Source organism: Christiangramia forsetii KT0803 (assembly GCF_000060345.1).
GTDB lineage: Bacteria > Bacteroidota > Bacteroidia > Flavobacteriales > Flavobacteriaceae > Christiangramia > Christiangramia forsetii.
Genome location: NC_008571.1, coordinates 2,326,037 through 2,338,681, shown reverse-complemented (window position 1 = coordinate 2,338,681; position 12,645 = coordinate 2,326,037). Strand labels below are relative to the sequence as shown.

The 12,645-nt window shown below is 37.1% G+C and carries 10 protein-coding genes; 3 read left to right on the top strand and 7 right to left on the bottom strand.

Translation table 11 applies throughout. From position 1 onward, the window contains the following. The first annotated feature begins 210 nt into the window (after positions 1-210). Both GFO_RS10310 and GFO_RS10305 read left to right on the top strand, forming a co-directional pair. Entirely contained in the window at positions 211-2,649 is a 2,439-nt protein-coding gene (locus tag GFO_RS10310) for a TonB-dependent receptor (protein ID WP_011710059.1), read from the top strand. A gap of 174 nt (positions 2,650-2,823) precedes the next feature. Next, positions 2,824-3,945: a PepSY-associated TM helix domain-containing protein gene (locus tag GFO_RS10305; protein ID WP_011710058.1), complete on the top strand. Its 1,122-nt coding sequence runs from the start codon at positions 2,824-2,826 to the stop codon at positions 3,943-3,945. Between the two features lie 7 nt (positions 3,946-3,952). On the opposite strand, the gene GFO_RS10300 is transcribed toward GFO_RS10305, so the two are convergent. Together GFO_RS10300 and GFO_RS10295 are read right to left on the bottom strand one after the other, a co-directional pair. Then, a complete protein-coding gene (locus GFO_RS10300; RefSeq protein WP_011710057.1) occupies positions 3,953-4,309 on the bottom strand; it encodes a phage holin family protein in 357 nt (118 codons plus the stop codon). 76 nt (positions 4,310-4,385) lie between these two features. Further along, entirely contained in the window at positions 4,386-5,015 is a 630-nt protein-coding gene (locus GFO_RS10295) for a SanA/YdcF family protein (RefSeq protein ID WP_011710056.1), read from the bottom strand. Between the two features lie 125 nt (positions 5,016-5,140). Between GFO_RS10295 and GFO_RS10290 the strand changes: the two genes are divergently transcribed. Continuing rightward, positions 5,141-5,773, top strand: coding sequence for an NAD(P)H-dependent oxidoreductase (locus GFO_RS10290; protein ID WP_011710055.1), 633 nt, complete (start codon positions 5,141-5,143; stop codon positions 5,771-5,773). Positions 5,774-5,873: 100 nt separating this feature from the next. On the opposite strand, the gene ribB is transcribed toward GFO_RS10290, so the two are convergent. The 5 genes from ribB to GFO_RS10265 form a co-directional block, all read right to left on the bottom strand. Further along, entirely contained in the window at positions 5,874-7,022 is a 1,149-nt protein-coding gene (gene ribB / locus GFO_RS10285; protein ID WP_011710054.1) for a 3,4-dihydroxy-2-butanone-4-phosphate synthase, read from the bottom strand. Positions 7,023-7,051: 29 nt separating this feature from the next. After that, entirely contained in the window at positions 7,052-8,431 is a 1,380-nt protein-coding gene (locus tag GFO_RS10280) for an LptF/LptG family permease (protein ID WP_011710053.1), read from the bottom strand. A 70-nt stretch (positions 8,432-8,501) separates the two neighbouring features. After that, entirely contained in the window at positions 8,502-9,143 is a 642-nt protein-coding gene (gene lolA1 / locus GFO_RS10275) for an outer membrane lipoprotein periplasmic chaperone LolA1 (protein ID WP_011710052.1), read from the bottom strand. Positions 9,144-9,152: 9 nt separating this feature from the next. Next, positions 9,153-11,528, bottom strand: a complete 2,376-nt coding sequence (locus GFO_RS10270; protein WP_011710051.1) for a DNA translocase FtsK — start codon at positions 11,526-11,528, stop codon at positions 9,153-9,155. Positions 11,529-11,644: 116 nt separating this feature from the next. Next, positions 11,645-12,640, bottom strand: coding sequence for an alpha/beta fold hydrolase (locus GFO_RS10265; protein WP_011710050.1), 996 nt, complete (start codon positions 12,638-12,640; stop codon positions 11,645-11,647). Between the last annotated feature and the right edge of the window lie 5 nt (positions 12,641-12,645).

The following is a 12,645-nucleotide window of genomic DNA, read 5'->3' as shown; positions in this document are numbered from 1 at the left end:
GTAGTAGAAACCCGGGTTACTAAATTTAATTACCAATTAAATTTTCTGTTTGAGTTATAAAAATTCTTTATGAATGGTTTTATAAGTGTTTGGGTGACAAATGATTCAATAATTTTATTTAAAATAAATCTAAATAAGCTTTTATTTTTCATTCTGTGATGATAGATTTGCGGTTCTATTTATAATAAGTCTAAATAAAATTAACCAATAATGAACCGACAAATACTATTACTAATATTGCTTATAACCTATACTGGATTTGCGCAGAATTCAGGAAATATAAAAGGCGTGGTCACTAGTGAAAAGAATGAGGCCGTCTCTGAAGCGAATATAAATATTGAGGGAGCCAGCATCGGAACCAGAACCAATACCAATGGTTCTTTTAATATAAATAATGTACCCGAAGGGAATTACCTGCTACGAATTTCCTATATAGGATTTAAATCACAACAAATAGCTATTTCTATTGAGGGAGGAGCAACAACGCAATTACCAAATATAGTCTTGAAAGTAAGTGAAGAGGAATTAAATGAGGTGGTGATCAATGGTAACGGAAATGCCAATAAATTTAACCGTGAGAAGAGTGCTTACGTTTCAAAATTGCCTTTAAAGAATATTGAAAACCCACAGGTTTATGACAATATTACTGCTGAAATCCTTAACGAGCAGATCGTGACCAGTTTTGATGATGCTTTAAAGAATAGCTCAGGAATTACCAAGCTCTGGGAATCTACAGGTAGAGGTGGAGATGGAGCTGGTTATTACTCGTTAAGAGGTTTTCCTGTGCAGCCAAACCTTGTAAATGGATTGCCGGCGATTACTAACGGTAGCCCGGATCCCGCCAATATTGAAAATATTGAGGTTATAAAAGGTCCTTCTGGTACTTTATATGGAAGCAGTCTAATCTCTTACGGAGGTTTAATTAATATTACTACAAAGAAACCTTACGATTATTTTGGGGGGAATATAAGTTATACCCTGGGAAGTTTTGGCCTTAACAGGGTTGCGGCAGATATTAATACTCCATTAGATGAAGAAGGTGATATCGCTTTACGAGTAAATACGGCCTATCAAACAAAAAACTCATTTCAGGATGCCGGGTTTTCAAAATCATTTTTTATTGCGCCGTCATTCAGCTACAAGGTAAACGATCGTCTCTCATTTCTTGTGAATACTGAATTTTATAATGGGAAGTCTACTAATCCCACCATGCTTTTCTTAGATAGGGGAGCACCTTTAACAGCGACCAATATTGATGAGCTGAATTATGACACAAACAGATCGTACACCAGCAATGATCTAACTCTGGAAAATCCTACCTATAGTCTTCAGGGGCAGATGAATTATAAACTTTCAGATGAATGGACTTCGCAAACAGTAATTTCACGTGGTAGTGCCAAATCCAAAGGCTATTATTCATATTTATATGAAGGCACTAGATTTGTGGAAGGTTTGGATGAAGGCGTTGTATTTACTAGGTTTATGAACAATCAGAATTCAACCACCCTTACAACAGATTTTCAGCAGAACTTCATTGGTGACTTTGAGATCTTTGGTATGAGAAATAGAATGGTCGCCGGCCTTGATTACTTTCAGAGAGAAGTAATAGATAATGGAACCGGGTATGTAGGCAATGGCAGTGTTTATATTGGAAATGCCAGTTTACAAAATGTAAACGAAAGTGTTTTCGGAATCTTCGAGCAGGAAAATTATATCACAGATGGAGATAGTGGAATTCTTTCTACTGCTGCTGTTGATGGTTTGCTGGAAAATATAGAAAGAAATAATATCCATACTAAAGAAGATATTTATAGTGCATACGTTTCCAATGTTTTGAATATCACTCCTGCTTTGTCGGTAATGGCCAGTTTACGTATAGATCAGTTTGAAAACGATAGTAATAGTCAGACGGCACTTTCCCCAAAATTTGGAGTGGTGTATCAGCCAATTATCGATAAGGTTTCGATTTTTGCTAATTATATGGATGGTTTTAGTAACGTGGCTCCTTCTGAAGCAATAGATCAAAGCACAGGAGAAACCAGAAGAATTACTTTTGATCCTGAGCATGCCAGTCAGTTTGAATTCGGAACAAAACTGAACTTTTTGAATGATAAGCTTTTTGCAACATTAAGCTATTATGATATTGAAGTTGAAAATATTGTTTTAGGTAGTGGATTTGAAGTTACTCAGGATGGTACTCAATACAGCCGTGGATTTGAAGCCAGAATTACGGCCAGCCCGATAGACGGATTGAATTTGGTTGCAGGTTTTAGTCATAATGATAGTGAAGTTACCGAAGCTACAGCAAATGATGATTTCCTTGGGAGAAGACCAGAATCTGCCGGACCTGAAAATCTTGCGAATCTTTGGGCAAGTTACAGGCTAACTTCAGGCGCGGCAGAAGGCTTCGGAATTGGATTTGGAGGTAATTATGCCAGTGAAAATATGATCTTTAACAGGAATATTGCCGGTACTTTTACATTGCCTTCTTACACCGTACTAAACGCAGCGGTTTTCTATGATGTGGACCAATTTTCTATCAATTTAAAACTGAATAATCTTACCAATGAAGATTATTTTAATGGATGGTCAACGATAAATCCGCAAGCACCAAGAAACTTCGCAGCTGCATTGACGTATAATTTTTAAAATTGAATTAGCTGCTGGGATTGTTTAAAAAAGCTATTCTGTCAGGTTGAGTGCAGTCTGAACCTTAGTTATAAATGATTAATTAAAAACTTCGGCTACGCTCAGTTTGACAACTTAGTTGATGTATTGAACACTCAGCGAAAACAAGGTTTTTTAGAGAGACTCTTTTTAGATATGAAGAAAAAGAAAAAAAATAATATATTAAAAAAGTGGGCCGGCCGAATTCATCTTTGGCTAGGCCTTATTACAGGTATCATCGTTTTTATTGTTGCAGTTACAGGATGCATCTATGTATTTCATGACGAAATAAAAGACGCGGTTTATGACTACCGCTTTGTAGAAGAGAAGAATGAGGCATTTATTGCTCCATCAAAGATCAAAAATATTGTCCAGGAACGATATCCTGGAACAACAGATGATTTCGTGCTTTATACAGGGAAAGATAGACCCGTTGCTGTTTACGGAGTGCATGAAGAAACGCCATATTACTTCTACTTAAATCCTTATACTGGTGAATTTTTATATGCACAGGATTTTACAGAAGATTTTTTCGAGATTATAAAGTCTTTACATATGTATCTCCTTTTACCAGAGAATATAGGTAGGCAAATAGTAGGTGCTTCTACACTTATATTTATTTTAATGATGATCACGGGAATTATCCTGTGGTGGCCAAAAAAGATAAAAAATCTCAAGAAAAATTTGACGATTAAGTGGAGTGCCCGTTGGAGAAGGGTAAACTATGATCTTCATAATATTAGTGGATTCTATCTGCATATTCTGGCAATAATTGTTGCGATTACCGGCTTATATTTTTCGTATGACTGGATGAAAACTGCTATCTATTTCACCGGAAATCTTGGAGAAGATGTGGCAAGTGATCATCATATTGAAGATATTATCCAAAAACCAAGAATTTTAGAAAACCCTATAGATATTGCGTTTTATGAAACAATCAAAATGAAACCGAATAATGACATGTATTTTGTCTGGACAGAAGGAGATCATCATCCTGTGGTAACGGGGGTTTATCCCGAATCTTTGGATTACGACCATCAGTCTAACTATTATTTTCATCCACAAACAGCTGAATTACTTCAGAAACAAGATTACGAAACTAAAAGTACAGGTCTTAAATTACAGGAAATGAGCTATGGAATTCATACCGGCCAATATTTTGGAATGGTCGGAAAGATCGTAGCTTTTATATTGAGTTTGTTCGTAGCTTCTTTACCGGTCACCGGATTTATAGTCTGGTGGGGAAGAAAAAACCGGATGAAGCATCTCACCCGGTAATCTATTTTTAAAACAATAATGCATCTACAATCCCTCCAACAATAGCAATTAAAACGGCAAGCCATAAAGAAGGCCAAAAACCATCAGTTTTAAAGTCAGAGGAAAGTTTATCTGCGATCTCAATTACGATTGCATAGGCAATGACCCTGGTTACAAAACCAATTCCGAGGAAATAGAAAATACCTAAAGTAGCGATGTTGAGAATGGCAGTTAATAGCCAGCTTAAAAGAAAGCTTAGCACTCCAATTATTATTGCTACGATAATGGCAGATTTAAAGCCGCTTAAATGGACTTTGCTGAGAAATTTTGCGGCAATAAGAAGTACAACGGCATCAATTAGAATATGAATTAACCACTGGATCATATTATTAGATTTTAGAAGTTAGTAGTACTCTAATATAGCAAAAAAGAGAATTAAGGAGTATAGTTGTTGAAATCTATTAAAGACGAGCCTGTAAAGTCCTCGGTTTCTTTTTTAGAAGTACTTCCCAAAGAGCTTTCAGATTTGCCAGTTTTTCACGTTGCTTTAACCTGTATTCAGTTTGATAGGCTCTTTGATCGGCTGCAAAACCTCTATAGTCCAATCCTAGATTTTTGGCAATAAACAAGGTTCTTGGAAGATGAAATTTCTGGGTTACTACAATTGCATTTTCGACTTCGAATAATTTTCCTGCTCTGTACATGCTATCATAGGTGTCTAGCCCAGCATGGTCTGAGATGATTAATTTTTTGTCTATTCCTTTTTCTTCGAGATATCCTACCATAGCAGCGACTTCATTATAATCATCACTTCGGTGATCTCCGGTAACCAGGAAATTGCTCACCTTATCATTCTTATATAACCTGATGGCTGTATCCACACGGTCCTGAAGAATTGGGGAAAGCTTTCCATCTGCATGTACACTAGCACCAAGGATAATCACCGTTTTTGCAGGAGGAACATTAGACATATTGGTATAAATAAGTCCCGTCGTTTGTCTTTGAAAGATCGCTTCAATACCCAGAATCACGAAAATGACCAGTACAAGACCGATTACAGAAGCCAGAATTATTTTTTTTAGCCGCCTCATTAAAGATTGATGAATTGATTACCGAAGATAGCCATAATAATTGGATGTATAAGATTAATTTATGCGCTAACGCCAGTGTTACCTTATACATTGTGTACATTTGTAAAATATTATTTTAATTGATTATGAGTAATATAAAAGCTTTAAACTGGCGCTACGCGACCAAAAAATTCGATGATTCAAGAATGCTTTCTGAAGATAAGGTAAAGGTCTTAAAGCAGGCATTTAATCTTACAGCTACTTCATACGGGTTACAACCTCTAAAGATGTTGATCATTTCGAATAAAGAAACTCAAAAAAAGTTGCGTGAGTTTTCAATGGATCAGCAACAAGTAGATACCGCTTCTCATGTAATGGTGATTTGCATAGAAGATAAAGTGGATAAAGAGTTTATTGATAATTATTTTAAACGAGTTAAGCATCTAAGGGAAACCCCTGATGAGGTAATAAAACCGTTTCAAAATTTTCTCGTTGACGATTTTAGAAAGAAAGCAGTAGAAGAAATTCATGCCTGGGCCATTAATCAGGCATATCTTGCTTTAGGGACTTTACTTACCGTTTGTGCAGCCGAAGAGATCGACGCTTGCCCAATGGAAGGTTTTGAACCTGAAAAATATGATGAATTTTTAAACCTTCATGATAAAAATCTCCGGTCTGTACTGGTGCTACCGGTTGGATATCGTTCTCAGGAAGATATGTTCTCTAAGTTTAAAAAAGTTAGAAGACCTTTAGATGAGGTAATTATAGAAATAGACTAGTATTAAGTAAAACTGAAATGGCGCTTAAGACACTCACAAATTTTGTGATAGAGCAGGTAAAAAATAATTGCATAGCCGAAGCTAAGAAATTATTTAAGTACTAATAGCTCACGTATTCCGTAATTTCCAGTCCGTAGCCTATCATTCCAACACGTTTGCTTTGTTGTGTATTTGAAAGTAACCTGATCTTATGAATCTCCAGGTCATGCAGAATCTGAGCTCCAATCCCAAAATCTTTATTATCCATTTTTACAGGAGGTGCCTTGATTTCTCCATTTTTTTGACTCTCTTTTAATTCTGTAAGTCGGTTTAAAAGATTGGGAGATTGGTTCGCCGGATTTATAAAAACAATCGCACCACGACCTTCATCATTGATAGCTTTGAACATTCCGTCAAGCTTCTTATCGGCGTTATTAGTTAAGGTGCCAAGAATATCATTATTTACGAGTGTGGAATTCACTCTAACCATGATCTCTTCACTTGGCTTCCATGCTCCTTTCGTCAGTGCTACATGTACCTGGGAATTGGTAGTTTGTTCATAGGCTCTTAATCTGAATTTTCCAAACCTTGTATCCAGTTCAAAATCTTCTTTCTTTTTAATAAGAGAATCATGTTGCATTCTATAGGCCACAAGATCTTCAATAGAAACTACCTTAAGATCAAACTTTTTAGCAACTTCCATAAGCTGAGGTAAGCGTGCCATGGTACCGTCTTCATTCATGATCTCCACGATCACACCTGCCGGTTGAAAACCTGCAAGCCTGGCGAAGTCTATGGCAGCTTCCGTATGCCCCGTACGTCTTAAAACACCACCTTCTTTCGCCTTAAGCGGAAAAATATGACCGGGTCTGTTAAGGTCCTGTGGTTTGATTTCGGGGTCTATAAGTGCTTCCACCGTTTTAGCACGATCTGCTGCAGAGATACCGGTAGTCACTCCTTTTCCTCTAAGATCGATAGAAATGGTAAAGGCTGTCTCCATGGGGTCGGTATTATTACCAACCATCATGTCTAGTTTTAGCTCATTACATCTGGCTTCGGTAAGAGGAGAACAAATAAGTCCGCGACCATGAGTAGCCATGAAATTGATCATTTCAGGAGTAACTTTTTCAGCAGCTGCCAGGAAATCACCTTCATTTTCACGATCAATATCATCCACAACGATAATCACCTTTCCGGCACGAATATCATCGATAGCTTCCTGAATAGTATCCAGTTTTATCGAATATTGATTGTTTTCCACCTGAGCCATAACATCTATTTTTGTGGCTGCAAAGGTATTTATTCTGTTTTACTTTTGTCCTTGAAAAGACCGGCTTTTTTGAAGAGTTTTTTGAAAGGTTCTAAAATATTATCAAAAACAAAGAGTCCTTGATCTGTCGTCGCCCGGTAGGTTAAATAGATTCCCAGAGGCAACATGATGAAAGTGGAAAGCCAGGTAGCAACAAATGCTGGCACACTGCCATCTTCCGCTGAATTTTTTGCAAAAATCCCTATAAAGTGATAGGTGAGGAAAAGCAATATCGCTACCACGATAGGAAGTCCAATTCCTCCCTTTCTTATAATAGCGCCTAAGGGTGCACCCACAAAGAATAGTACGATACAGGCGATAGATAAAGCGTATTTTTCATGCAGGGCAATCTCAAACTTATTTACTTGCTGTACGTTCCTTTTAAATTCCTGCTTTTTCATTCCCAAATGAGCCAACGCAGAATTAACCGTCCCCAGGGCAAGATTCGCAATTTGAGCCCCATCATAGGTGTCGTAATAAGATAAAAGACCCTCATCAAAAGCCACCACAGTATCTTTTGCCTTGTAATTGATCTTCATGGTTTTTACTCCGGTTCGGTTGTACATAGATTCTTTAAATTCTGCCATCCTGTTGTTGTAAGAAACAGAAAATGAATCTATACTTTCATCCAATTCTGAAATTTTCAACATTCCGTGAGTAGAACTGTAACTTTCATCTTCCAGGTTAACATTATTAAAATCTGAAAGATCAATATTGATCACATATTCATCAAAATAACTTTTTGTAAACGGCTTATTTTTTCGTTTGTCGTAATCACTGGGTTTTATCTCATCGTAGTAATTTCCTTCCTTGAGTATAAGAGAAAGTACATCAGATTCTGTACTACCCACTAATTCGCCTTCTTTGGCCTTAATAACGGTGGTATTTCCTCCAGTTTGTTTTTTCTGGTGTATTATAACATCGGTAAGATATTGATCATTTTCACCAGTCTTATCTTCCACTTTTATGTTGAAAGTACCTATATCATTAAAAATACCTTCAGAAATAGCCATTGCAGGCTTTAACTGTGCTATATTCTTTCTAAGGTTTATCGATTTAAATTCAGCAGCAGGAATCACATTATTCGCAAAAAAGAAGGCCACAAAACTTATAAAAACTATAAAAACGGTTAGACTTCGCATGGCCCGGCCTAATGAAATTCCGGAAGATTTCATTGCTGCGAATTCATAATTTTCAGCAAATGAGCCGAAGGTCATAATGGAAGTAAGCAGGATGGTGAGCGGCAATACCAGTGGCACCAGTTTTGGGGAAAAATACAAAAGGAACTTTAAGATCACTTCTGCATCCAGGTCTTTACCAGCAAGTTCACCTATGTACAGCCAGATCGTTTGGAGCACAAAGATGAACATGAGTATTATAAAGACCGTAAAAAAAGTTTTTAAAAAACTGATTAGTATGTACCGGTCGAGTATCTTCAATTTAGTCTAGTCTATTGATGTAGTAATCGCTATATCTATCTTCGTTAAAGGTAAACAGGTTTTTCGCTAAAGGCTGATCTGTTTTAAAACTTTTTACGGTAATAGTGACTTTAGTGCCATTTTCCTGAGTTTGTATCAAATTGTAGATATGCTTGGTCTGGCTATCTATTCCCAAGAGAATATTTTTGATCTCGGCATCACTGTCCTTAGGCGTTAATTTTACATATTGAATTTCACGTCCTTTTACATTTTGAGCGATATCCATTTCATAGTTGTAACCCTCTTCATAGAAACTGAACATTTTTGAAGGAGTAATACTGTTATTATCTTCTTCAACATAATTTGAAATGTTGATCTCTTCATCTTCAGGAATGATGGTATATATTTTTTTCCCATCAAACATCTGGGTAGTACCCATAAGGTTTAAAACATATTTTTCACCATGAATACTTACGTCCCCTCTTGTCTCCTGACTCACATTTTCTGCCGTGTTCTCCAATGCATACTTAAATTCAATCACCATATTATCATAGGCTTTCACCTTTGAAGAAACAGAATTTAGTAATTTTTCGGCTTTTTGTGAGCTCTGAGCCTGCATGTTTAGAGACATGATCGCGGCCAGAATAAATACGAATTTTTTCATTTTGATTTTTTAATTATCTGGTTTTTCATTTAAAAGTTGATCTAATGCCGCAAAGTCTGTTACTAAAACCTGTCTGGCTTTGCTTCCTTCAAATGGACCCACGATACCGGCAGCTTCCAGTTGATCTATGATTCTACCTGCTCGGTTATACCCAAGTTTCAATTTTCTCTGAAGTAATGATGCTGAACCTTGTTGGTGCGTCACGATCACTTCTGCGGCATCACGGAATAACTTATCCCGCTCGCTCACATCTATATCAACACCTGTGCCACTTTCCTCGCTCTCGTAGGCTGGTAGTTGATGAGCATCTGGATATGCCTTTTGTGAACCTATAAATTCGGTGATCTTATCCACTTCAGGAGTATCTACAAAAGCACATTGCAATCTTTTTAATTCATTCCCTTGTGTAAACAACATATCTCCACGACCAATTAATTGGTCTGCACCCTGACTGTCCAGAATTGTTCTTGAGTCAATTTTTGAAGTTACCCTAAAAGCCACCCTTGCCGGGAAGTTTGCTTTAATTATACCGGTAATAACATTTACCGACGGTCGCTGTGTGGCGATGATCAAATGAATTCCAATAGCACGAGCCAACTGAGCGAGTCGGGCAATTGGTGTTTCAACTTCTTTTCCAGCCGTCATAATAAGATCGGCGAACTCATCTACTACTAAAACGATATAAGGAAGGAACTTATGCCCGTCATTCGGATTAAGTTTTCTGGCCTTAAATTTCGTGTTGTATTCTTTGATGTTACGGCACATGGCATTTTTCAGCATATCGTAACGATTATCCATTTCTATACAAAGCGAATTCAGTGTATTAATCACTTTTGTATTATCGGTAATAATAGCATCTCCGGAATCTGGTAATTTTGCCAGGTAATGACGTTCAATTTTATTGAAGAGCGTAAGTTCAACTTTCTTTGGATCTACCAAAACAAATTTCACCTCTGCCGGATGTTTAGAGTATAGAAGAGAAGTAAGGATTGCATTTAATCCAACCGATTTACCCTGACCCGTGGCTCCTGCCATGAGCATATGCGGCATTTTAGCCAGATCTACCACAAAAGTTTCATTGGAAATTGTTTTCCCCAGCGCCAGCGGTAATTCCATTTCGGCGTTTTGAAATTTAGCGGAAGCAATTACAGAACGCATGGAAACAATACTTGCGTTTTTATTTGGAACCTCTATACCAATAGTTCCTCTTCCCGGAATTGGAGCAATAATCCTAATTCCTAAAGCTGAAAGGGATAGCGCGATATCATCTTCCAGATTTTTGATCTTGGAAATTCTAATTCCAGCTTCTGGTACAATTTCGTAGAGGGTAACCGTAGGACCTACTGTTGCCTTGATCTGGGCAATCTCAATTTTGTAATTCTTTAGTGTTTCAACAATTCGGTTCTTGTTTTCTTCAAGTTCTTCCTGATCTATAGTGATCGTGCCTCCATAGTCCTTTAAAAGCTCAATTGTAGGGAACTTATATTTTTTTAATTCCAGCGTAGGATCAAACTCTCCAAAGTCTTTTACGAGTTTGTTGCTTAAATTATCTTCTTCTTCCTCTTCAGGAGCAGCCTCAACTTCCATGGTTACATCTTCTTCAGGAGGAGTGGTGACTTCCATTTTTGGAGAGGGTGACGGTTCTTTTTTCTTCTTAGCCTTTTCGTCTGAAAGATCTACGCTTTGAGGTTTTTCTTCTTCAACTTTTGGTTTAACAACTGTTTCTTTCCAATCTTTTTCCTCATCGGTTTCAGAAATATTGGATTGATGCTCTTCCATGGCATCTTTCAATTCCTTTTTTCCAGATTTAAAATAAGTTCCAACCATTTCCGGAGTAACTTTTAAACGTATGGCCAGATACGCTATAAATAGAAAAAGCATTAATAATACGGTACCGAAAAAGCCTAAGTAGTCCTGGATAAAATCGTTTGTTTCAAAACCAATACGTCCTCCGAGAAGTGCATTGTTTTCTGCGAAAAACCCTAAAAAAACGGATAACCAGATCATGACTAAAATTCCCCAGAACCAGAACTTTCTAAGATTAGAACTATTAAATCCGAAGAAAAGATAGATACCGCTTAATAAAATTAGAAAAGCGATTGAAAAGGCGGCAAGTCCAAATCCCTGATAGATAAAAAAGTTACTCACATTAGCACCAAATTTACTAAGCCAGTTATGAGCTTCGATCTCACGGTTTGCAAATTCGTTAAGTACACTTTGATCTGCCTGCCAGTTAAAAAGAAAGGAAATAAATGCAACGCTAAGCCCAAGACCAAAGAGCATGAGGAAACTACCCAGAACCACCTTCTGCTGCCTGTCAAGCTTTAATGAAAAATTACGTGATTTTTTGGCGGTTTTCTTGGTCTTAGCCTTCTTTTTAGCCATATATAGGTTGAACGGTTTCGGCAAAAATACAAATTAGCCTTTTCCAAATTAAGGAAAAAAAACTTCAATTTTTAAAGTTGCCTGTTTTACATGGCAAAAACGACAGAAATTACTTTTTATTTTTCTAAATATGGAACCAGTGCTTTTATAAATTCATCGAAAGCTTCTATGTGAGGTAGGTGACCGGTATCTGGAATTTCTACTAATTCAGAATTTGGTATTTTTTCGGCAGTATCTTTACCCAGCTGTTCGTATAATCCCATCGTAGCTTTCACCTCTTTACTTACCAGGTTTTTTCCAAGTGCTGTTCTATCCCTGGTTCCAATAATAAGTAACGTAGGAACTTCCAATTCCTGGAATTCATACACCACCGGCTGAGTTAAAATCATATCATATGTAAGTGCAGCATTCCATGCAATTCTGGAGTAGTCCTCATTAAGTGTCCATCCTGCCAGTAATTTTGCCCACTTCGCATAATCCTCATTCCAGTCTCCGGCATAATAACTTTCTTTTTGATATTTTTTTATGCCTTCGTAATCCTTTTTCAATTCCTGTTGATACCAATCATTAATACTTTGATACGGAATTTTTAATTTCCAATCTTCAAGTCCAATTGGGTTTACCAGAACCAGTTTTTCAGTAATTTCAGGATACATTAAAGCAAACCGAGTAGCAAGCATTCCCCCCATAGAATGTCCAAGGATCGTTGTTTCTTCAATTTGAAGCGCTTCAATAAGATTTTTGGTGTTTTCGGCTAATTGCTGAAAGCTATATTGAAAATATTCAGGTTTACTTGATTTTCCGAAGCCAATTTGATCTGGAACCAAAACATCAAATCCCTTTTTACTCAAAGCCTCCATAGTGGTTTGCCAGTAGGCACCATTAAAATTTTTTCCATGTAAAAGAACCACCGTTTTTCCATTCGGATTTTCAGCCTTTACGTACATGTAGGCCATGGTATAGGTTTCCTGCTGTGCCTCAATTTCAAGAAAACTTACCTGGTATGGATATTTATAGTTCTCTAGATTCAAATCAAGCTTTTTCAATTCTTCCTGAGCCTGAACGTTTGTAAACAAAAAAAGGCCGATAACGACCAGTAGCAACTTTTTCATAGTTA